This window comes from Streptomyces sp. NPDC090108 (genome assembly GCF_044747185.1).
GTDB lineage: Bacteria > Actinomycetota > Actinomycetes > Streptomycetales > Streptomycetaceae > Streptomyces.
Genome location: NZ_JBIVDQ010000008.1, coordinates 66734 through 88436, shown reverse-complemented (window position 1 = coordinate 88436; position 21703 = coordinate 66734). Strand labels below are relative to the sequence as shown.

The 21703-nt window shown below is 69.4% G+C and carries 22 protein-coding genes, 1 tRNA gene and 1 pseudogene; 19 read left to right on the top strand and 5 right to left on the bottom strand.

Annotated elements, in window-relative coordinates; genetic code table 11:
• Positions 1-75: 75 nt before the first annotated feature.
• The 4 genes from ACIPRD_RS26750 to ACIPRD_RS26735 all read right to left on the bottom strand — a co-directional run bounded on the left by ACIPRD_RS26750 (position 76) and on the right by ACIPRD_RS26735 (position 3478).
• Positions 76-624 (bottom strand): HEPN domain-containing protein, encoded by a 549-nt coding sequence (locus ACIPRD_RS26750; protein ID WP_401566613.1) that lies wholly within the window; start codon positions 622-624, stop codon positions 76-78.
• The gene (locus ACIPRD_RS26745; RefSeq protein ID WP_401566611.1) at positions 621-1799 is read right to left on the bottom strand and encodes a DUF262 domain-containing protein; all 1179 of its coding nucleotides are present in this window, start codon (positions 1797-1799) and stop codon (positions 621-623) included. The genes ACIPRD_RS26750 and ACIPRD_RS26745 overlap by 4 nt, the downstream gene beginning before the upstream one ends.
• A gap of 939 nt (positions 1800-2738) precedes the next feature.
• The gene (locus ACIPRD_RS26740) at positions 2739-3026 is read right to left on the bottom strand and encodes a hypothetical protein (RefSeq protein ID WP_401566609.1); all 288 of its coding nucleotides are present in this window, start codon (positions 3024-3026) and stop codon (positions 2739-2741) included.
• On the bottom strand, positions 3023-3478 hold the full coding sequence (locus tag ACIPRD_RS26735; protein ID WP_401566607.1) for an NUDIX hydrolase: 456 nt from the start codon (positions 3476-3478) through the stop codon (positions 3023-3025). Before ACIPRD_RS26735 ends, ACIPRD_RS26740 begins: the two co-directional genes overlap by 4 nt.
• A 30-nt stretch (positions 3479-3508) precedes the next feature.
• On the opposite strand from ACIPRD_RS26735, the gene ACIPRD_RS26730 reads away from it, so the two are divergent.
• The 11 genes from ACIPRD_RS26730 to ACIPRD_RS26680 all read left to right on the top strand — a co-directional run bounded on the left by ACIPRD_RS26730 (position 3509) and on the right by ACIPRD_RS26680 (position 10901).
• Positions 3509-4288, top strand: a complete 780-nt coding sequence (locus ACIPRD_RS26730) for a GntR family transcriptional regulator (protein WP_401566605.1) — start codon at positions 3509-3511, stop codon at positions 4286-4288.
• A 138-nt stretch (positions 4289-4426) separates the two neighbouring features.
• A complete protein-coding gene (locus ACIPRD_RS26725; protein ID WP_401566603.1) occupies positions 4427-4786 on the top strand; it encodes a hypothetical protein in 360 nt (119 codons plus the stop codon).
• 2 nt (positions 4787-4788) lie between these two features.
• Positions 4789-6141, top strand: coding sequence for an FtsK/SpoIIIE domain-containing protein (locus tag ACIPRD_RS26720; protein WP_401566600.1), 1353 nt, complete (start codon positions 4789-4791; stop codon positions 6139-6141).
• Between the two features lie 90 nt (positions 6142-6231).
• Positions 6232-6438, top strand: coding sequence for a hypothetical protein (locus tag ACIPRD_RS26715; RefSeq protein ID WP_401566597.1), 207 nt, complete (start codon positions 6232-6234; stop codon positions 6436-6438).
• The gene (locus ACIPRD_RS26710; RefSeq protein ID WP_401566594.1) at positions 6438-7094 is read left to right on the top strand and encodes a DUF2637 domain-containing protein; all 657 of its coding nucleotides are present in this window, start codon (positions 6438-6440) and stop codon (positions 7092-7094) included. The genes ACIPRD_RS26715 and ACIPRD_RS26710 overlap by 1 nt, the downstream gene beginning before the upstream one ends.
• 18 nt (positions 7095-7112) lie before the next feature.
• Positions 7113-7304, top strand: coding sequence for a mobile element transfer protein (locus tag ACIPRD_RS26705; protein WP_401566591.1), 192 nt, complete (start codon positions 7113-7115; stop codon positions 7302-7304).
• A gap of 13 nt (positions 7305-7317) precedes the next feature.
• The gene (locus ACIPRD_RS26700) at positions 7318-7473 is read left to right on the top strand and encodes a hypothetical protein (protein ID WP_401566589.1); all 156 of its coding nucleotides are present in this window, start codon (positions 7318-7320) and stop codon (positions 7471-7473) included.
• A gap of 24 nt (positions 7474-7497) precedes the next feature.
• Positions 7498-7815, top strand: a complete 318-nt coding sequence (locus ACIPRD_RS26695) for a SpdD-like protein (RefSeq protein WP_401566587.1) — start codon at positions 7498-7500, stop codon at positions 7813-7815.
• 88 nt (positions 7816-7903) lie between these two features.
• Entirely contained in the window at positions 7904-9310 is a 1407-nt protein-coding gene (gene repSA / locus ACIPRD_RS26690; RefSeq protein WP_401566584.1) for a replication initiator protein RepSA, read from the top strand.
• The gene (locus ACIPRD_RS26685) at positions 9307-9507 is read left to right on the top strand and encodes an AlpA family transcriptional regulator (protein ID WP_235460008.1); all 201 of its coding nucleotides are present in this window, start codon (positions 9307-9309) and stop codon (positions 9505-9507) included. The genes repSA and ACIPRD_RS26685 overlap by 4 nt, the downstream gene beginning before the upstream one ends.
• Positions 9507-10901: a tyrosine-type recombinase/integrase gene (locus ACIPRD_RS26680; RefSeq protein ID WP_401566581.1), complete on the top strand. Its 1395-nt coding sequence runs from the start codon at positions 9507-9509 to the stop codon at positions 10899-10901. Before ACIPRD_RS26685 ends, ACIPRD_RS26680 begins: the two co-directional genes overlap by 1 nt.
• A 176-nt stretch (positions 10902-11077) precedes the next feature.
• Here the strand turns inward: ACIPRD_RS26680 and ACIPRD_RS26675 are convergent.
• Positions 11078-11153 (bottom strand) — tRNA-Arg (locus ACIPRD_RS26675).
• A gap of 271 nt (positions 11154-11424) precedes the next feature.
• Here ACIPRD_RS26675 and ACIPRD_RS26670 point away from each other — a divergent pair.
• The 8 genes and pseudogenes from ACIPRD_RS26670 to ACIPRD_RS26635 all read left to right on the top strand — a co-directional run bounded on the left by ACIPRD_RS26670 (position 11425) and on the right by ACIPRD_RS26635 (position 21596).
• Positions 11425-13032 (top strand): dynamin family protein, encoded by a 1608-nt coding sequence (locus ACIPRD_RS26670; RefSeq protein ID WP_401566578.1) that lies wholly within the window; start codon positions 11425-11427, stop codon positions 13030-13032.
• A gap of 201 nt (positions 13033-13233) precedes the next feature.
• Entirely contained in the window at positions 13234-15381 is a 2148-nt protein-coding gene (locus ACIPRD_RS26665) for a YfjP family GTPase (protein WP_401567029.1), read from the top strand.
• Positions 15382-15713: 332 nt separating this feature from the next.
• Positions 15714-16193: pseudogene (locus tag ACIPRD_RS26660) on the top strand (single-stranded DNA-binding protein); the annotation flags it as partial.
• A 492-nt stretch (positions 16194-16685) separates the two neighbouring features.
• The gene (locus ACIPRD_RS26655) at positions 16686-18095 is read left to right on the top strand and encodes a TQXA domain-containing protein (RefSeq protein ID WP_401566575.1); all 1410 of its coding nucleotides are present in this window, start codon (positions 16686-16688) and stop codon (positions 18093-18095) included.
• Between the two features lie 261 nt (positions 18096-18356).
• On the top strand, positions 18357-18629 hold the full coding sequence (locus ACIPRD_RS26650; RefSeq protein ID WP_356397212.1) for a hypothetical protein: 273 nt from the start codon (positions 18357-18359) through the stop codon (positions 18627-18629).
• Between the two features lie 195 nt (positions 18630-18824).
• A complete protein-coding gene (gene ettA, locus ACIPRD_RS26645; RefSeq protein ID WP_356397215.1) occupies positions 18825-20489 on the top strand; it encodes an energy-dependent translational throttle protein EttA in 1665 nt (554 codons plus the stop codon).
• 7 nt (positions 20490-20496) lie between these two features.
• Entirely contained in the window at positions 20497-20913 is a 417-nt protein-coding gene (locus ACIPRD_RS26640) for an acyl-CoA thioesterase (RefSeq protein ID WP_401566572.1), read from the top strand.
• Positions 20910-21596: a hypothetical protein gene (locus ACIPRD_RS26635; RefSeq protein ID WP_401566569.1), complete on the top strand. Its 687-nt coding sequence runs from the start codon at positions 20910-20912 to the stop codon at positions 21594-21596. The genes ACIPRD_RS26640 and ACIPRD_RS26635 overlap by 4 nt, the downstream gene beginning before the upstream one ends.
• Positions 21597-21703: the final 107 nt, after the last annotated feature.

Genomic DNA, 21703 nt, shown 5'->3' with positions numbered 1-21703 from the left:
TGCCGAGATTTCAAATGTGCATGTTGAGGAAGTCGGCGGGGCTAACTGCAGTGAACGCCAAGACGCCATCGGTCCTCATGAATCTGACTGGGCTGTCTCTACCTCGATCCTAAGGAGAGATGGCAAGGAGTCCACGAATTTGCATCCCACCGTGTACAGCTGGTGCACCTCGTCAAGCGTGTAACTTATGGTTACGTCCGCATAATTGTTGTGCACTAGGTTATTTCGAACGGATCCGACCTCCAGGAAAGCTTTGAGGCCAGCGGAAAGTTCTTCCTGCCCGGAGACCCTTGCCTCTGCCGCCTTCTTGAAGTCTGGACCGAATAGGGCCCAAAACGTTCCAGCCTTTTGTTTCGGCCAGTCAAAGTAGGTGTGGTACTGACGGTTAATAGCCTTGCGTTCGACGAGGAAGGAGATCCGATCTCCGGATGACGACTCGGCAACATAATCCCGTATGTGTGAGCAAACGAAGTGCTCGAATTCGCTCGCAGCGGCCAGCATCAAGACCTTGGGCAGCATTGATTGGAGCGTGGCATGAAACGATGGCTCGCGAAGCTGTAGCTCGTCGAGCATTTGTTTCTGGTCTCGGTACAGCAACTCCACAGGCCGGTTCGCGGTGCTCATGACGCGATTACCGCGAGGTTCTTGAGCAGGTTGTAGGTCTCGTCCAACCGACCATTCACTTTCGTTGTCTTGGTGGATCCTTCTTGAGACCAAGCCGCAAATTCATCACTCTTTCCGTATTCGGTAATTTTCGCGTCTTCAATGGCACTTAGATCGTATCCCTCCGCTCGGAGCCTCTGTGCGGCGCTGTAGACGGCCTCGAACAGGAGAATGCTGAACTTAGACCCTGATGGCCAGAACGTCCATTCGTCCCATGATTCTGCTAGCTCGAGGAACCAGTTCCACTCATTAGTCACGTTCTGAATTTCTGCATCGCTCTTGCTTTGGGAGGTCTTGCAGAAGGAATTAATGAAACTTGTCATCGATCCCCCGTAATTACTAGTTCCCTCGCGGAGAGAGAGTGTCCGGAGAATCATCTCAATGTCGCGCATGCGAAAGTCAGGATCGGGAGTGTCAAGCAGGTCACGCCACTTGGGGTTCTCATTCAGGGCGAACAGGTTCTCGAAAAAGTCAGAGTGATATAGGCACGCGCGAATTTCCTGAGTGTTGAGATTCACGCCGCCGGTGTTAAGCCGGTTGAACATTTCGAAAACTGATGAGTCGTCGTTCTGGGGGCTGACTTGCTTTACGATGACATTGCGAATAGGGCGCAGGTTAAACTGCGTTTGGTGGTCGCCAAGGGTGGCGTAGGTGAGGCGTGAAAACCTATTTGCGTCCCCGTTGGGCAGCTTGGCCAGTTGGAGCCTAAACGGAGTAAAGTAACTATCGTTCGCGAGCACCTCAGGCGATAGCCCGCCTGAAGAGTTCATGATTTGCCGCAATTCGCCGCGCTTTTCCTTCCGGGGGAATCGGCCCTTCATGAAGAAGAAGACTGTAAGCAGCCTCTGCTGGCCGTCAATGATCAGAAAACGGTTCCGATTCTCCTCGTAAAGGAAGACCTGAGGAACTGGGAGACCCAAGATAAGTGACTCAATCAGCTTGGATGCTCTCTTGATATCCCATACGTAGTTGCGCTGGAAGCCGGGCGTCTGAATAGCCCCCTGCTCAATGAAGCTGTTGATTGTCAGCGTATTGAAGTCATTTGGGGCAGATACGATATCGTACTCGGTTACCTGGGTTTCCACTTCCTCTTCGAAGTCTGCGTCGTCGATCTTGACTTCGGGCTTGGCTGGCATGATTTTCGGTCCCCTTGTCTTCTTGTCGCGCCCCGGTCCGTAGTGGTACGGCAGGGCTCCTTCCCTAACTAGGGCCCGCGGAGCGTGACATGGTTGATACCCAGTGCGTCTGGGGTTGATTCAACTACATCGAGGCGTCACGTGGAGGTCGGTGTAGCGACTTTGGCCGGGAGCTGCTTTGGCGCGAGTGATCATGGCCCCGTAAGCTTCCGGCGCGTCGGGCAGTCCGTGGACCTGCCCGTTAAAGCACGACTAGGGGCCATGATCTTCGAGGCTCGCGCCAAAGTGGCTGGCTAAAGTCGTGAAGCCGACCGCCTCAGCCACAGCGGGTTTCCCCCCTTCTCATGGCCGCACTTGCCGTCTGCGTGGTGGCGCGGTGCGGGATCATCGCGCCGTATGAATGCCCGCGGATCTGACGGCGTCGGCCCGCATGCCACCGCCACCACGATCCGGCCTCTTTCGGTAGTGCAAAGCCTCTTTGACCTGCATCGTTGGGGATCACATCCGACCCGTGCCGTGTTGGACTTTGGCCGCTGCGTGCGGCGACGGGCGGGCGGCGACGTGCGGCCGGTGGCGAAGACATGGAGGCAAGCGCGGCGGCGACCGCCCGTCGCCGCCGCGCTTGGCGTGGCCCTCTGTTGGATCCGACCTACTTCTGTAGGCAACCGGGTGGAAGGGGGTGGGTGGTGGCCCTGGGACGAGGGCGTTGGGGTCTAGTGGTTGTTGATCTTTTCCGTCCCTGAGGCCGGATCGTGGTGGCGGTGGCAAGCGGGCCAGGGGGCGTTGATGCGTCTGGCTGGTGCATGCGGCGTGGTGATCGATGAGCGCCCTTAGCCGCCGAACCAGCGAGCGCAGCGAGCCTTGATGAAGTAGGGAAAGTCTTATCCCGCTGAGGCGAGGGTGCGATGAGCGCGTCCGGCCGGCTGGGGGTCTTGAGGCTCACTTGTCAGCAGAGTCAGCCGGTCGCTGGTGACCGCACGTGAGCTCCTCGCCGTGGACGCCTGTCACCTTGTAGTCGAGCAAAATGTTGTAGGGGTCGCCGTCTTGGTAGAGCCAGACCGTGAACACGTCGTTGGCGACGACCACTGAGAAGTGCACGTTGGCGTCGCTCAGCGGCACGACCTCGAAGGCGTCGCCGGGCTTCATCCAGAAGTCTTCGCCGTACGGCTCGATGAACAGGCAGATGTCCGTGTCGCCTGCGTTCTCCACGGGCAGCGAGGTCTTCATGCGTGCCTGTCGAGCAGTCGCTGCCCGTCGTGGCTCCGCACATGGGGCCCATTGCCGTCCAACGCGTCCAAGAGTCTTACCGCGAACGCCTCCGACATGCGCTCGCTCACCTCATCCGGCGTTAGCCATGAGACCGCCGTCGACTCGCCCGACGTGCGCTCAGTCCCACCCGACGGCTTGCAGCGGAAGACCAGGGCGACGACTCCGCGGGTCATATTCTTGTAGACGCCAGTGAGTTCGTCCACCTCGACGTGGATGCCCGTCTCTTCCAGAACCTCGCGGGCGACGCCGGCCTCTGGGGTCTCGTCGAGTTCGAGGATGCCGCCGGGGAGCTCCCAGTTGCCGTTGTCGGCTCGGCGGATGGCCAGGAGGCGGCCGTCCTCGCGCACCACTACTCCGGCGACGGAAACGGAGTGCAGGGGAGGCGCTGTCGCTTCCTGTGGTTGACTCATGTAGAGGAGCTTAGGAGGCAGAGAAGGACTATGGGAACTGCTGCTGGAGGGGGCGCTTCCGGGCCTCGGTACGTGCAGATCGCGGAAGAGATCGTGCAGCAGATCCGGGCGGGGATCATGAAGCCCGGTGACATGGTGCCGAGCGAATCCGAGCTGGTGGACCGCTACGGCGTCTCCGGTGGCACGATCCGTAAGGCCATGGTCGAGGTGCGGGCGAGCGGGCTGGTCGAGACCCGGCACGGCAAGGGCTCGATCGTGAAGGACCGACCCCCGGTGCGGCACCGTTCCTCCGACCGCTTCCGGCGCTCGCTTCGGCAGGGTGGCCACGCGGCCTACCTCGCGGAGTCCGCCCAGTCCGGCGCCACCGCCAAGGTCAGCGTTCTCTACATCGGGCCGATGGACGCACCCGAGGAGACCGCCCAACGCTTGGGCATCCCGGCCGGCGCACAGGTGCTGGCCCGGCGGCGCCTCTACTTCCGCAACGGCACCCCGGTCGAGGTCGCTACCTCGTACCTCCCCTGGGACATCGTGAAGGACATCCCCGAGCTGTTCGCCGAAAACCCCGGCGGCGGTGGCATCTACGCCCGACTCGAAGACCACGGGCATGAGTTCGCGGAGTTCGTCGAGACGCTCCAGGCGCGGCCGGCCTCGAAGGCGGAGGCTTCGGAGTTGGCGCTGAGCCCGGGTGCGGCCGTGGTTCACCTCGTCCGGGAAGCCCGTACGACCGCGGGCCTCGTGGTCGAGGTGTGCGACACCCTCATGGCCGCTGACCAGTTCGTTTTCGAGTACCGCATCCCTGCCGACGACTGACGGCTCCTCAACTTCCCGCAGCCCGCCGCGAGTTTCTCCTCGCGGCGGGTTGACTCATGTATAGGAGTGGGACACTCTTCTTCATGTGACTCATGTACATGAGTGACGGAGTTCAGCATCTATAGAGGAGTGCCCGCCGTGCGTCAGATTCCAGTCGACACCTCCACCGCCATCGTCATGGTCGCCAAGACCCCGCAGATCAAGGTGCGTGACCGGCGTACCGGAGAGATCGCCACCGACACCGAGACCGGAGCGAAGCTCATGACGGTCGACGTGATGTTCGCGGCGAACGAGGAAGTGGAGATCCTGTCCATCACTGTCCCGGAGCCCGGGATCACCGGCGAGCTGGCCATGGGGACGCCGGTCGCGCTCACCGGCCTCGTCGCCCGGCCCTGGGAGAACGACTTCAACGGCCAGAAGCGGCACGGGATCGCCTTCCGCGCGGTCGCGGTCACTTCGCTCGCCGAGGGCGCCGCCGCAGGGTCGAAGGCCGCCTGATCATGACCGGCTTCACGGTCGCTCTGGTGATGGTCGTCGCCGTCGCGGGTCTCCTGCGGTGGCGGCGCCCCGCCTGGTACTGGTTGGCCTTCGGAGTCACGCTGGCCGCGTTACGGGTCCTGGTGCGGTACGGCACGGTCATGGACGCGTGCGGCCTGACCGTCCCGCCCTCGCGGTGGCGACTCGCCCTGGCACGGGCCACCAACCGGCCCATTCCGGAGTCTCGTCCGCCGCGCATTCTGCGGCTGCGGCCGACTCGCACGGGTCTGGTCCTGCGGCTCAAACTCCGGCCCGGTCAGGACGCGTTCGACGTCACGGCCGCCTCGGACCGGCTCCGGCACTCGTTCTCGATGTACGGCGTCAACTCCCGTGAGGTGCGCTCCGGTGTCGTCGAGGTGCGGATGACCGGCTACGACGTACTCAAGCGGGTACAGATGCCCGCCGCGACCGAGACGCGGCCCATGCGGGTTCCCGTCGCCTTGCGCGAGGACGGCACGGTCCACTACCGCGACTACCGAGCCATACCTCACGCCCTCACCCTCGGCGCCACTGAGTCCGGCAAGTCCGTCTACCAACGGAACCTGGTCGTCGGCCTCGCCCCGATGAACGTCGCCCTCGTCGGCATCGACTGCAAGCAAGGGGTGGAGCTGTTCCCTCTGGCCCGCAGGTTCTCCGCCCTCGCCGACACTCCTGATGCCGCCGCTGAACTGCTCGACGCGCTTGTGGCCCGGATGACGGACGTCTATCAACTCATCCGCGCTCAGCAGCGCATCACCGCTGACGTGCCGGACGCCGAGATCGCCGCCGACATCTGGGACCTGCCCGACGGGCTACGTCCGACCCCGGTCGTCCTCCTGGTCGATGAGGTCGCCGAACTCGCCCTCTTCGCTAGCAAGGAGGAGGAGAAGCGCCGGGACCGCATCATCACCGCGCTGGTTCGCCTCGCCCAACTCGGGCGCGCTGCCGGCATCTACCTCGAAATCTGCGGACAGCGCTTCGGCTCCGAACTCGGCAAGGGCATCACGATGCTCCGCGCCCAGCTCACCGGCCGTACCGCCCACCGCGTCAACGACGAGACCTCCGCGAACATGGCCTTCGGTGACATCTCTCCGGACGCCGTCCTCGCCGCCATCCAGATCCCTGCCGAGATGCGGGGGATCGCCATTGCGGGCGACTCCACCGGCGGCTGGCACCGCATCCGTGCCCCGCACACCTCGCTCCGCCAGGCCGTGAACCTCTGCAACCGGTACGCCGACCGCACCCCGGACCTGCTCGAGCTGGAGCCGTTCCGGCCCGCTCTCACCGGCCTCGCCGCTTCCGCGCCCTCGGTCAAGCCCGCGCCGGTCACCGCCTGATCGCTCGCACCACAGCACCCCAACGGCCGGCGCGACCGCCTTCGCGCCGAGTCCCTACCCCTGCCATGCCTGATGAAGGGAGAACTCGGCATGTGCCCGAACTGCGAGGACTTCGCCCGGACCGTGCTCCTCCTCGGCCAACTCGCCCTGTACGGCGACATGACCGGCGCCGACCTCGACTTCGTGGAGGCGGTCAGCTCGTCCCTCGCCGTCTCGCTGCCCGAGCCGCCGCCCGGCATGCTCTCGTCCGGCTACGACCCCGAGGACGGCCCCGCCTCCCCGGATGAGCGATCCTGATGGGCGCCCGTCGCGGCCTCCGTGTCGACGCCGTGCTGGTCCAGGCCGTCATCGCCGGTGCCCTGTCCTTCGCCCACCTGCACGACCTGGCCTCCGCGGCCGGACAGGACGGTTGGAAGGCGTGGGCCTACCCGGTCAGCGTCGACCTGCTCCTGGTCGCGGCCTGGCGGCGGCTGCACAGTGAGGGGCCCTCCCGGCTGGCCTGGTGCTGGTTCGTGATCGCCCTGTTCGCCTCGCTCGGCGCCAACATCGCCACCGCCGGGTTCCTCGACCTGACCGACCCGCCCGCCCTGCTCCGCCTCGGCGTCGCCGGATGGCCCGCGCTCGCCTTCCTCGGTGGAACGCTCCTCGCCCACTCGGCCGGTGCGGAGCCGGAGTCTGCTGTGCCGGTGCCTGTGCCGGACACGCCGAACACCGAACCTCGACTCGCGGAAGCACTGGTGCCTGAGCCGCACGCGGACCCGGCTCCAGTCGAGGCCGAGAGACCTGCCCCGGTGCCTCCGCCGGCCGTCCCCGCTGTCCTCGTCGACCACGCCCGCAAGGTCGCCGACGAGTACCGCGCCCGCACTGGGGCCCCGATCGACACAGACACCCTGCGTTCCCGCCTCGGCGTCCCGCCCCATCTCGCCGACGCCATCGCCGCTCACCTCGCCTGACAGGAAGGACACGTCCCGATGCCTGCCCGCGACAACTTCCACTCCCTGATGCGGATCGGTCCCGTGCAGATCGGCACCCACCGCGACCGCAACGGCCGGACCGTGTACGCCGCCGTCTGTACCGCCGACCGCTGCGGCTGGTCCGCCGACTACTCCAGCCAGTCCGCCGCACAGCTCGCCGCCCGCACCCACCGCTGCCGCGTCCGCTAGGAGACCGCTCGCCATGCAGGTACCGCTCTGGTTCGCCTTGCTCGTCGTCGGCTACCTCGGCGTCAGGCTCATCCGTCCGCCCGTCTGGCTCGTCGGCGTCCTGCTTCTCGGCGGCTTCCTCCTCGCCGACAGCGTGCTCGCGCCCGCCATCAACAGCCTGGTCAAGTAGTCCGGCTCTGAAGGGAGTCCACCGATGTTCCGTCCGAAGATCCCGACCATGCCCGTCCCGACCGGGCGTGTGACGCCGGCCGCCCTCGTCGAGTCGACCGCGGTCATCCCACCGGCGCAGACCGCGCCGTCCGCCCCCGCTGCTCCCGCGTCGACCCGGCCGGTCGTCCAGCTCACCCCGGGCACCGCGCTCGCCCTGGTCGGTGACGGCACGGCCGTGGTCCTGGTCGTCGGCGCCGTCCTGGTCTCCATGCTCCTGGCGGTCGCCGTCACCGGAGCCTCGGTCGCCGTCTGCGCCCTCGTCGTCCGCTCGCTGATCACCTCTGAGACCCGTCGGCGCTGACCGGCCCCCGGGCGGCCTCGATACCGCCAAGCATCCGCCGCCCGGGCGCCGTCCCTGTCCGATCTCGCAACCGGAAGGAACCACCAGCATGGCCCACCGCGCCTCAGCTTCGACACCGAGTGCGCCCGCGCCCGCCACATTCCTCGACCCCATCACGCTCGGCGACCTGCTCCGGGTGGCGTCCGCCTCCGACTACGCCCGATGGGAAGACCAGATCCGTCGCACCGGAGGCTGCTCCGACCCGATCCACCTCACCGGCTGGGTCCTCCACAAGGACAAGACCACCGGCGAACCGCTGCACCACTACTCCACTGCGGACGAGCCTGGTGGGCGCCTTCGCCTCGCCTGCGGCAACCGTCGCGCCTCCCGCTGCCCGTCCTGCGCCTGGACCTACGCGGGCGACACCTACCACCTCATCCGCGCGGGCCTGGCCGGGGACGACCGACGGGACATCCCCGCCACGGTCCGCGAACACCCGCGCGTCTTCGCCACCCTCACGGCGCCCTCGTTCGGCCCGGTCCACAACCGTCCCGACCACGGCGCCTGCCGCTGCGGCACACAGCACACGGCCGACGCGCCGGAGTTGGGCACCGCCCTCGACCCGGACACCTACGACTACGCGGGCGCCGTGCTGTTCAACAACCACGCCGGACAGCTGTGGCAGCGGTTCACCACACGGCTCCGCCGCGAGATCGCCGGCCGTGTCGGCCTGTCCCGCCGGGAGCTCTCCGACCACCTCCGTGTCTCGTACGGCAAGGTCGCCGAGTTCCAGAAGCGCGGTGCCCTGCACTTCCATGCCGTCGTACGCCTCGACGGCCCGGAGGGGCCCGGGACGCCCCCGCCCGCCTGGGCCACGGTCGACCTCCTCATGGACGCGCTACGGGCCGCCGCAGCGCACTCCTACACCTCGGTGTCGGTACCGGCGGTCGAGGACCACCCCGCCCGTACCTTCCGCTGGGGACGACAGTTCGACGTCCGCCCGGTGAAAGCCTTCGGCGACGGCTCCGACATCACCGAACAGGCCGTCGCCTCGTACGTGGCGAAGTACGCCACGAAGGCCGCCGAGAACACCGGGACCCTCGACCGCCGAATCGGTGAACTCGCCGAACTCGACCGCCACCAGGTCCCCGACCACACCCGGCGGCTGATCACCGCATGCCGCGACCTGGACGGCCTGTATCCGGATCGGCGCCTCTGGGCCTGGGCCCACATGCTCGGCTTTCGCGGGCATTTTTCGTCCAAGTCGCGCACGTACTCGACCACCCTTGGGGCCCTTCGCCAGGAACGCGCCGACTACCGAGCCGCTCAGGATGCCTCCGCCCAGGGCCTCGACGACCGCGAGCCGGACACCGTCCTCGTCCTAACGGACTGGCAGTACGCCGGCCACGGCCACACACCGGGTGAAGCCGCGCTCGCAGCGACCATCGCCCGGGACCTCCAGACAAACCGCGAGACCGCCCGCGAAGCCCTCCTGAACGAAGGGAGCACGACATGACCACGGCCATCCGGTCACGACGGACCATGCTCACCCTCGCGGAGGTCTGTGAGGAGCTGGCGGTCTCCCGCTCGACCTTCTACGACTGGCGTGCCAAACGCCGCGCCCCGCGGTGCATCAAGCTCCCCAACGGTGACCTCCGTATCCGGCGAAGCGACCTCGATCACTGGCTCGACGACCGTGAGGACGCCGCCTGATGGAGACGACCTACGACGTCAAGATCTACAAGATCCTCACCTACAAGGGCGCCCGAAAGACCACCCACACGGTGCGCTGGGTGGTGGCGGGCAAGCGCTGGCGTGAGCCGTTCGGCACCGTCGCGCTCGCGGAGGGCTTCCGCTCCGAACTCATCTCGGCGACCGGCAAGGGGGAGGCGTTCGTCATCGCGACCGGCTTGCCGGTGTCGCACCGCTCCAAGTCGGCCGCCATGAGCTGGTACAAGTTCGCCGTCGAGTACGTGGACGCGCGCTGGGCCCAACTCGGCGGCAACAGCCGGAAGAACCTTGCCAAGACCCTGACCGCGACCACCGTCGCACTCCTTCGAGCCAAGCCCACCCAATTCGAACCGGCAGCGGTTCGTACTGCCCTGCGCGAATGGGCGTTCAACAAGAACCGACGAGGTGCGGCTCCCCGTGACGTGGAGGCCATCCTCAAGTGGGTAGAGCGGAACTCGCTTCCCGTCTCGGTCTGGGAGGACCCGGACAAGGCCGACGAGATCCTTCGAGCCATCGACACGCTTCTCGACGGCAGGCAGGCCGCCGCGTGGTCCCGCAAGCGGCACCGTCGGATCCTCAACGTCGCCATGAAGTACGCGATACGGCGGCGCATCCTGCGGACCAACCCGCTCCCCAAGGGGAAGGAGACGACGACCGCGACCAAGACCACGAACGCCGTGGACAAGCGGTCCCTGATGAACCCGGACCAGGCCGCGGCTCTCCTGGACTGGATCCGGCGCCGGCCACGCGGAGGCAAGCGTCTGCATGCCTTCTTCGCCACGTTGTACTACTGCGGTCCGCGCCCTGAGGAAGCCGTGGCTATGCGGGTGGGAGACGTGACGTTGCCTGCCCCGGACACCGACGACCAATGGTGTGAACTGTTGATCCACACGGCGACGCCGGAGGTCGGCAAGCAGTGGACCGACACGGGCAGGATTCACGAAGAACGTGATCTGAAGGGGCGTGCCGAGGGGGAGACGCGCACCGTGCCGGGGCATCCCGCTCTCACGCGCATCCTGCGGCAGCACATCGAGGACGAAGCGCTTGAGCCGGGCGACCTGCTGTTCCAGGGGGAGACGGGCGGCATCCTCGCGGGCTCCGTGATCCGCAGGGCCTGGCGTGGTGCGCGCGAGGCGGTGCTGCCTCCTCACATCTTCGAGTCGCCCACCGGTAAGCGCGTGTACGACAACCGGCACACGCGCCTGACGAAGTGGCTCAACGACGGGATCCCACCCGCTCAGGTGGCCGACTGGGCCGGCAACAGCGTGCCCGTGCTGCTGGCCACCTACGCCCGGTGTGTCGAGGGGCAGCTTCCTGATCTCAAGAGGCGGCTCGAAGCCGCGGGGGATCTCCCGGAGCTGCCGGACGCCCGTTGACTCATCCGGCCGAGAACTTCGACACGTATTCGACACGGCCACCCGCGAAAACCCGGTGACAGCCGGACAGCCCCGGAGCCTTCCCTTGATCGTCGGGGGAGTGCCCGGGGCTTCGCCGTGTCGAGTGAAAGATGCTCTGACCAGCAAAAAGCCCTCCCGGGCGGGAGGGCGGAGACTGGCGCCCCCGGCAGGACTCGAACCTGCGGCCAAGCGCTTAGAAGGCGCCTGCTCTATCCACTGAGCTACGGGGGCTCGGTGCGGGACAAGGATAAAGCTCCTCGTTCCCCGACCCTGTCGCTTCGCCTCCGCGGCTCGATGTGGAGGTTCGGTGAAGCGGTCCTGATAATCGCAGGCAGGTACGAATCATGCACCGCTTTTGACGCCCGGCGCGCCGGGTGTTGTGCACTCGTTATGCCTGGACTATGCCGATGTCCCAGTCACCCCTTCCGCCCGATCTGTCCCGTCGGCACGCAGGCATGTCCATATGCTTCAGAATTCCCCTAAAATTGGGCATTCTTCGCATGTGGTGACCTTGGACGTACGGCCTCAGCTGCTCGACACACTCTCCGCGCTGCGCGACCGTGTCGCCGCCGCACGCTTTCCGCTTCCCCTCAAGGGGGCCCCACGCGCGCGTGCCAACCGCGACGAACTCCTCGCGCAGCTAGACGACTACCTGGTGCCCAGACTGCGGTCCCCCGAGGCCCCGCTGCTGGCCGTCATCGGCGGCTCCACCGGTGCCGGGAAGTCGACCCTGGTCAACTCCCTCGTGGGCCGGCGCGTGAGCGAGGCGGGGGTGCTCAGACCCACGACCCGCACCCCGGTGCTCGTCTGCCATCCGGAGGATCATCACTGGTTCAGCGGCATGCGGGTGCTCCCCGACCTCACCCGCGTCTGGGTGCCCCACAAGGACCCCGCCGACGACCTCCTCCTCCCCGGCGAGAACCCCGCCCGCGTCCTGCGCATCGAGACCGCCGACACCCTCCCGCGCGGGCTCTCCCTGCTCGACGCCCCCGACATCGACTCCCTGATCGCCGGCAACCGCGTGCTCGCCGCGGAGCTGCTCTGCGCCGCCGACATCTGGGTCATGGTCACCACCGCCGCCCGCTACGCCGACGCCGTCCCCTGGCACCTGCTGCGCACCGCCAAGGAGTACAAGGCCACCCTGGTGACCGTCCTCGACCGGGTTCCCCACCAGGTCGTCTCGGAGGTCTCCCGCCAGTACGGCGCCCTGCTCACCAAGGCCGGACTCGGTGACGTGCCCCGGTTCACCGTGCCCGAGCTGCCCGAGTCCGCCTGGGGTGGCGGCCTGCTGCCGGCCTCCGCCGTGGCACCCCTGCGGACCTGGCTCGTGGACCACGCCCAGGACCCCGCGGCCCGGCAGGACATCATGGCCCGTACGGCGTACGGGCTCCTCGACTCGCTGAAGTCCCGCATGCCCGAGCTGGCCGGCGCCGCCGCCGCCCAGTACGCGGCCGCCCTCCGCCTCACCTCCGCCGTCGAAGGCGCCTACGACAACGAGCTCGCGCGCGTCAGGGGCCGGCTCCAGTCCGGGGCCGTGCTCGCCGGGGACGCCCTCAAGCGCTGGCGCGCCTTCCCCCTGGACTGCACCGCCGGCGAACTGCTCGACGCCCTCGTGGAGAGCCTCGGCTCGCTCCTGCTGTGCGCCGTCACCGCCGCCGACGAACGGATCGACGACGCCTGGCGGCGCGAGCCCGCCTCCCGCGCCCCCGAGCTGGGCGACCGCGACCCCGCCCTGGAGAGCGCCGAGCACCGCATCGGGCTCGCCGTACGGCGCTGGCGGCGCGAGCTGGAGGAGTACGCCGAGGAGGAGGTACGCCAGCTCGAACGCGGCAACGCGCCCGATCCCGAGGCCGTCGCCGCCCTCGTCGCCACCGCGCTCCTCGGCGGGCGCCGGGCACGCGCCTCGGGCGAGCGGCTCGCCGAGCGCCTCGGCGCCCACGGCGCGCTGCGGCTGCGGGACCGCGCCGGGCACCTGCTGACCGAGCACGTCGACCGTGTCGTACACGTCGAACGCGAGCGCCGCCTCGCCCCGCTCGACGCCCTGGACGTCCACGCCGAGCCCCAGGCCGAACTCATCGCCGCGCTGTCCGTACTGCAGAAGGAGAGGTGACCGGTGGCCGCCGTCACTGACCAGGACCACACGGACCACACGGACCAGAGGGATCGCATGGACCACGGGGATCGCACCGGACACAGAGATCACACGGATCACCTGCACCACCTGGAGCACTTGGATCACGCAGGCCACTTGGATCACGCAGGTCACCTGGATCACACGGATCACCGGGCCCGGACCGACCGCGTGGACCGCATGGACGGCGTGGTCCAGGCGGACCGCTCCGACCGTGCCGATCGCACGGATCGCACCGATCGCACGGATCATGCCGGGCCCGCGGGCCGGACCGGCCGTCCGGACCGGCCCGACCACCTCGACGGCTCCCCGACGCGCTCGGACGACCTGAGCCGTACGGGTGACTTCAGGCAGGCCGCCGCGAACGCACACGCCGACCGGGCCGCAGGCGGACACGACGGCGAGCACGACACCGCGTCCGCGGAAGCCGATGCCGACATCGACGCCGACATCGACATCGACGCCGACGCCGACATGGACGCGGAAGCCGGCACCGACGCGGACGCGTACCCGGACGCGGAACCCCACGGCGACACCGAGGACGACCGCGCCGCCGCCGCGACGCACGCGCGCGTGAAGGACAGCGGCCCCGCCGCCGACACCGCCGAGGTCTGGGACGACGGCCTCATCGCCCGCCGCGCCACCGAGAGCACGGCCGCCGCGATCGCCGCCGAGCACGCCGGCGCCCTCGAAAAGGCGGCCCGCGGAGGCGGCAGCGGCGGCGCCGTCAGCCCGGAACCGCTGGCGTACGACGGCCCGCTGCGCTCCCGTCTGGACGCCCTGCGCGAGCTGGTCGGACTGTCCCGGGCCCGCCTGGACAGCGACACCCTCGCCGAGGCGGGCCGGGTGCTCGACGAGGCGACCGCCCGGCGCAGGCTCTCCGGGCAGCACACCGTCGTCGCCATCGCGGGCGCCACCGGCAGCGGCAAGTCCCAGCTGTTCAACGCCCTCGCCGGCGTGGCGATCTCGGACACCGGGGTACGCCGCCCGACCACCGCGTCCCCCATCGCGTGCAGCTGGAGCGACGGCGCCGCGACCCTCATCGACCGGCTCGGCATCCCCGGCCGGCTGCGCCGCCGCCCCCTGCAGAGCCCTGAGGCCGAGGCGCAGTTGCGCGGGCTGGTCCTGATCGACCTGCCCGACCACGACTCCGCGGCCCTGCAGCACCGTGAACACGTCGACCGGATCCTGAAGCTCGTGGACGCGGTCATCTGGGTCGTCGACCCCGAGAAGTACGCCGACGCCGTCCTGCACGAGCGCTATCTGCGGCCCATGGCGGGCCACGCCGAGATCATGTTCGTCGTGCTCAACCAGGTCGACCGGCTGCCCGGCGAAGCCGCCGACCAGGTCCTGGACGACCTGCGCCGGCTGCTCGACGAGGACGGCGTCGCCCTCGGCGAACACGGCGAACCGGGCGCCACCGTGCTCGCCCTGTCCGCGCTCACCGGCAAGGGCCTGGGCGAACTGCGCGACTCGCTCGGCCAGTTCGTCTCGGCGCGTGACGCGGCGGCCCGCCGGGTGTCCGCGGACGTGGACGCCGCCGCGGCCGGACTGCGGCCCGTGTACGCCACCGGGCGGCACAGCGGTCTCGGCGAGGAGGCGCGGGAGGAGTTCTCCGCCCAGCTCGCGGACGCCGTCGGTGCCCACGCGGCCGGTGAGGCCGCCGAGCGTGCCTGGCTGCGCAACGCCAACCGCGCCTGCGGCACACCCTGGCTGCGGCTGTGGCGCTGGTACCAGGCCCGTGGCGGCCCCGCCACGGGCATCCTGCCGGTGCGCGGGCAGGCCGACGAGGAGGCCACGGCACGCCAGCGCGTGGAACAGGCGGTCCGTACGGTGTCCGACCACGCCTCCGCGGGCCTGCCGGCCCCCTGGGCGCAGGCGGTGCGCGAGTCGGCCGTGCGCGGCTCCCAGGGGCTGTCCGAGGCGCTGGACGAGCTGGCGGCCCGCGCCGGAACGCCGTCGGGCCGGCCGCCCCGCCCCGGGTGGTGGCCCGTGGCCGTCATGGTCCAGGCGGCGATGACGCTGCTCCAGATCGCCGGCGGCCTGTGGCTGGTCGGCCAGATCGCCGGTGTCATGGCCCCTGACCTGGGGGTTCCCGTCCTGATGATGCTGTGCGGGATCGTCGGAGGCCCGCTGGTGGAGTGGGGCTGCCGGATGGCGGCCCGGGGGCCCGCGCGGCGGTACGGCCTGGACGCGGAGAGACGGCTGCGGGAGGCCGCCGCGGGCTGTGGACGGGCCCGGGTGCTGGACCCGCTGGCGGCGGAGCTGCTGCGGTACCGCGAGGTCCGGGAGCAGTACGGGCGGGTGGTGCGGGCCGGAGTGGGGTGAACGCGCCCGCCGTGACCGAAGAGGTCCGGCCGGGCGAGGGCGTACAGGCGCCACCGGTTTCCGAGAAGCCGGTGGCGCCTGCGTTTTTGAGGGTCTGTCACCCGTGCGGGTGCCGGGGTTGTCCACAGGAGCGCCGCCCTCCACAGCGCTCAGCGGATACGGCCCGGCGGGGGCAGCCTGGTTCCACGGCGATCGCGTGCCACGGCCGGCAGACGCCGCGGCACGGGAGTGCCCGCGGGGTACGGCGGGCGAGGACGCGGCCGTGACCGTACGGGAGGGGCTCGTACGGGAGTCCGCCCGGCCGTGGAGGCCGGTGCAGGGAGGGGTTCAGGATGAACGAGACCGTGGTCTGCGTGGTCGGCAACGTGGCGACGGCGCCGGTGTACCGGGAGCTGCCGTCGGGGACGTCGGCGAGGTTCCGGCTGGCGGTGACCGCGCGCTTCTGGGACCGGGAGCGGAACGTCTGGACGGACGGCCACACCAACTTCTTCACGGTGTGGGCCAATCGCCAGCTCGCGGGGAACGTGATGGCGTCGGTGGAGGTGGGCCAGCCCGTCGTCGTGCAGGGGCGGCTGAAGGTGCGCATGGAGACGGGCGCGGGGCAGCAGCAGTGGGCGTCTGCGGACATCGACGCGGTGACGATCGGCCACGATCTGGCACGGGGTACGGCAGCGTTCCGGCGCACACCTCGGCCCGAGGCGCCGCCGTCGGTGACGCCCCGGGCGGAGACACGGCAGGCGGACACGGGTCCGGAACCGGCATGGGAGACACCGCCGCCGCAGGCGGCCCCGGAGGCGGAGACCCCCGCAGTCGCCGAGGCGCCCGCGAGGGCCGCTGCGAAAGCGGACGTGAAGGTGAACGTGATGACGAACGCGATGACGGAGGTGAAGGCGGAAGGGAAGGCTCCCTCGAAGACAGACGCGAAGGCCCCCGCGAAGGCGAGGAGTTCCCGACCCCGGCGCGAACCAGCACTGGTGACGTGACGTCAGACGGATGCCGTCGCGGGGGCCCCTGGAGCGACGCCCTGCACCCCGTGACCCAGTCGTCGCCACCCCGACAGAACCCCGGATTGTCGGCGAATACGCTCCGAACACCCCCGCGCAGCAGCGCATTTGCCGCCGGGTCCGCAGCTCGCGGGCGGTGTCCGCGATAACGATTACGGATCGGATCACCCGTCCGGCCATCTGACCGGCGAGCGCGGTCCAGGTTGATTCATAGGATGCCGGACGTGCCCCTCGGGGCTGCCGATTCTGCTGGTGGGACCTTCCCCCACGTCCAACGGGTCCTGCTCGAAGGGGAATTCTGTGCTTGCTGCCTTCCATGGCCTCACCCGGTCCGCCGGCGTCGTCCGGGCCGGCGCCGTCACGCTGGTCTCCGGCCTGGCGCTGACGGGCGTGCTGTCCGGCGCCGGTGCGGCTCTCGCCGCCGACGACGGCACTTCGTCCACTCAGGGCGGGGCGAGAGCCACGATCAACGGCCTCAAGATCTACGGCGAGGCGGTGGTCCACGAGAACGGCACCGACCAGCCGATGGCCGCGGGCCTCTTCGAGATGTCCGTGAACGACGGCGGCACCCTCCAGACGTACGGCGTCGACCTGCACAACCCCGTCCAGGGAGACGCCCAGTACCAGGAGACGCCCTGGAGCGGCACGTCGCTGGGCACCAACAAGAACGCCGGCCGGATCCGCTGGATCCTGCAGAACTCCTACCCCCAGGTCAACGACCTCGCCGCCCTCGCCCGCAGGGCCGGCGCGAGCGGTCTGACCGAGGAGGACGCGGCGGCCGGCACCCAGGTGGCCATCTGGCGCTACTCGGACGGCGCGAAGGTCGACGCCGTCGACCCGCGGGCGGAGAAGCTCGCCGCCTATCTGTACCGGAGCGCCCGCGACACCGCCGAGCCGCAGGCATCGCTGACCCTGGACCCGCCCGCGGTCTCCGGCCACCCCGGTGACGTGCTCGGACCGGTGACCGTGCACACCAACGCCCGCAGCGTGACGGTGTCCCCGGCGGCGGACGCGGCCGGTGACGGCGTGCGGATCATCGACAAGAACGGTGACGTCATCACCTCGGCGACGGACGGCAGCCGGCTGTACTTCGACATACCCGAGGACGCGGCGGACGGTGCGGACCAGCTGAGCGTGATGGCCTCCACCACCGTGCCGGTGGGCCGCGCCTTCGCCTCCGAGTCCCGCAGCCCCACCCAGATCCTGGCCGGCTCCAGCGAGTCCACCGTCTCCGCCGAGGCGGACGCCACCTGGGCGGCCAAGGGCGCCGTACCGGCGGTGTCGGAGCGGAAGAACTGCGCCAAGGGCGGCGTGGACATCACGGCGGCGGACAAGGGCGACCTCCCCTTCACGTTCACGCTGATGGGCACCGAGCACACGCTCGCGCCCGGAGCCGCCGGCACGGTCACGGTCCCGCTGCAGGAGGACCAGCCGTACGACGTCACGCTCACCTCGGCCGACGGCTTCAGCCGGCACTTCACCGGGGTCCTCGACTGCAAGACCCAGGGTGTCGTCACCATGCAGACCACCCGGACGCTCAGCGAGCCCGGCCCCGCGGTCTCCGTCCCCGCCGAGACCGGCACCGACCTCGCCGCGACCGGTTCCTCCGCGGTCACCCCGATGATCGCCGGCGTGGCCATCGGCTTCGTGGTGATCGGCGGCGCCGTCCTGGTCTACCTGCGCAAGCGGGAGATGCAGCTCGGGGAGTGACTCCGACCCGCCGGCCGGTGCCGCGTGGCCGGGGTGCGTGCGGTGGCGGGCTGTTCTAGCGTCGGATGCGGGGGCGGCCCCGCCGGGCCGACGGGTGCGGGGCCCTCGCGTCCACGGACCTCCGCCGGCCCGGGTCCGCGCCGTGTAGTGCCGTGTCGTGCGGCCGCTCGGCGCACCGTGTCCGCGACTCCCGGCCGGCGGCGGAGATCGGTCCGCCCGTCGGCGCAGAGGCCTCCGACCGACGGAGAGCAGGTGTTCCCCATGCGTATGCCGGCCCGTATCGCCCGCGTCCTGACCGGCTCGGTCCTCGTGCTCGGCGGCGTGGTCCTCGTCGCCCCGGCCGCCCACGCCGACATCCCGGCCTGCGCCGGCATGGTCCGGCAGACCGGTGTGGAGGTCACGGACGCCGTCACCACGGCGTGCACCCAGGGAGTGCACCGGGACCTCCAGGGCTGTGTGCAAGGCCTGACCCAGGCAGGCGTGCCGGGCGGCGCCGCGAACGGCGCCTGCCGCATGGCGGCCAACCCGCCCTGACACCCCGCCGTCCCGGGCGCCCCGCGGCGTCCACGGTGACGGCAGGCAGCGGCGAGTGACCGTCCGGTCACAGGCGTCCCGCCGAAAGCCCAGGTCGGCGTCCGGCGGGCGGACGAGTTTCCATCCAGGGGTGGCGGTCAGGCAAGATGGGGTGTATCTGCCCACTGCCGATTTCAAGCGTCCGGACGGTTTCTCTTGGCTGAGTACATTTACACCATGCGCAAGGCGCGCAAGGCGCACGGCGACAAGGTGATCCTCGATGACGTCACCCTGAGCTTCCTGCCCGGCGCGAAGATCGGCGTCGTCGGCCCCAACGGTGCCGGTAAGTCGACCGTCCTGCAGATCATGGCGGGCCTCCAGCAGCCGTCGAACGGTGACGCGTTCCTCTCCCCGGGCTACAGCGTGGGCATCCTGATGCAGGAGCCCAAGCTGGACGAGGCGAAGACCGTCCTGGAGAACGTCCAGGACGGTGTCGCCGGGATCAAGGGCAAGCTCGACCGGTTCAACGAGATCGCCGAACTGATGGCGACCGACTACTCCGACGCGCTGCTCGACGAGATGGGCAAGCTCCAGGAGGAGCTGGACCACGCCAACGCGTGGGACCTCGACGCCCAGCTCGAGCAGGCCATGGACGCGCTCGGCTGCCCGCCCGGCGACTGGGCGGTCGTCAACCTCTCCGGTGGCGAGAAGCGCCGCGTCGCGCTCTGCAAGCTGCTGCTGGAGCAGCCCGACCTGCTGCTCCTCGACGAGCCCACCAACCACCTCGACGCCGAGTCGGTGAACTGGCTGGAGCAGCACCTGGCCAAGTACCCGGGCACCGTCGTGGCGATCACCCACGACCGGTACTTCCTGGACAACGTCGCCGAGTGGATCCTGGAGCTCGACCGCGGCCGCGCCTACCCGTACGAGGGCAACTACTCCACCTACCTGGAGACCAAGCAGACCCGTCTGAAGGTCGAGGGCCAGAAGGACGCCAAGCGCGCCAAGCGGCTCAAGGAAGAGCTGGAGTGGGTGCGGTCGAACGCCAAGGGGCGCCAGGCCAAGTCCAAGGCCCGCCTCGCGCGTTACGAGGAGATGGCGGCCGAGGCCGACAAGATGCGGAAGCTGGACTTCGAGGAGATCCAGATCCCGCCGGGCCCGCGTCTGGGCAGCATCGTCGTCGAGGTGAACAACCTCTCCAAGGCGTTCGGCGAGAAGGTCCTCATCGACGACCTGTCCTTCACGCTGCCGCGCAACGGCATCGTGGGTGTCATCGGCCCCAACGGCGCCGGCAAGACCACCCTGTTCAAGATGATCCAGGGCCTGGAGACGCCGGACTCCGGCTCCATCAAGGTCGGCGAGACCGTCAAGATCTCGTACGTCGACCAGAGCCGCGCGAACATCGACCCCAAGAAGACGCTGTGGGCCGTCGTCTCCGACGAGCTGGACTACATCAACGTCGGCCAGGTCGAGATGCCGTCCCGCGCCTACGTCTCCGCGTTCGGCTTCAAGGGCCCGGACCAGCAGAAGCCGGCCGGCGTCCTCTCCGGTGGTGAGCGCAACCGCCTCAACCTGGCGCTGACCCTCAAGCAGGGCGGCAACCTGCTGCTCCTCGACGAGCCCACCAACGACCTCGACGTCGAGACGCTGTCCTCCCTGGAGAACGCGCTGCTCGAGTTCCCGGGCGCGGCCGTGGTCGTCTCCCACGACCGCTGGTTCCTGGACCGGGTCGCCACGCACATCCTCGCCTACGAGGGTGAGTCGAAGTGGTTCTGGTTCGAGGGCAACTTCGAGTCGTACGAGAAGAACAAGATCGAGCGGCTCGGTGCCGACGCCGCCCGTCCGCACCGTGCCACCTACAAGAAGCTGACCCGGGGCTGATCGACTCGTGCGCCACATCTACCGCTGCCCGCTGCGCTGGGCGGACATGGACGCGTACGGCCACGTGAACAACGTGGTGTTCCTGCGCTACCTGGAGGAGGCCCGTATCGACTTCCTCTTCCGCCCGGACAAGGACTTCCAGCAGGGGTCGGTCGTGGCGCGTCACGAGATCGACTACAAGCGGCAGCTCGTCCACCGGCACCACCCGGTGGACATCGAGCTGTGGGTCACCGAGGTCCGCGCCGCGTCCTTCACCCTCGCCTACGAGGTGAAGGACGACGACGTGGTCTACGTACGGGCCTCGACGGTCATCGTGCCGTTCGACTTCGAGGCCCAGCGGCCGCGCCGGATCACCGCCGAGGAGCGGGAGTTCCTCGGCGAGTACCGGGACGACGCCGCCGGGGAGGAGGCCGTCGCCGCATGACGGTCCTCCACCTCGCCGACGAGACGGAGGCGACGGACCTCGCCGCCTTCCTCTCCCGGCTGCTCCGCTACGACCGCGGGGCCGCGGTGCGCCTCCAGGCGGCCGGTACCGCGCTCGCCGTGTTCGGCCGGCCGCCGTCCTTCGAGGTCCTCGCGGTCCGCGCGGTACGGCTCGCCAAGCCGTACGAGAACGGGCTCGACGTCACCCTCGACACGACCGTCTCCGCGGGGGAGCTGCTGGAGTCCGTGGACGAGCGGGCGGCCACGGCCGCCGTGCCGGCCGCGGTCACCGGCCCCCCGTGGGCCGGGGTGCTGCCGCCGCGCGGTGACTGGCGTCCCGAGCCGGGACTGCCGGCCCCGGAGGCGCTGCGTTCGACCGTGGCCCGGTCGGTCGCCGAATTCCGTTCCCGCACGGAGGAGTTGACGCCCGAGCGGCGTACGCGCGGTGAACTGGACCGGATAGGGCGGGAGATCTGGTCCCGCGAGGTCGGGCAGACCCCGCTTCCGGTACGGGTCGTGCACGCGGCCCAGTCCCTCGGCTTCCTGCGGCCCGGGACGCCCGCGGAGCACACCGCGCTGTTCTCCTCGGGCGCGTGGCTCAGGCTGCGCACCCCGTACGGCTCCGTCGCGGTCCGCCGCGCCGGCCTCGGGGCCCTCGGCACCCTCGGCGTCAGCGTGCGCTGAGTCCCGGCGCATCCCGCACGTCGGCCCCGCACGTCGGCCCCGCACGCCGGCCCCGCACGCCGGCGTCCGGCGGCGCTCCCGCCGGTCGGCCCTCCCCGCCGGAACAC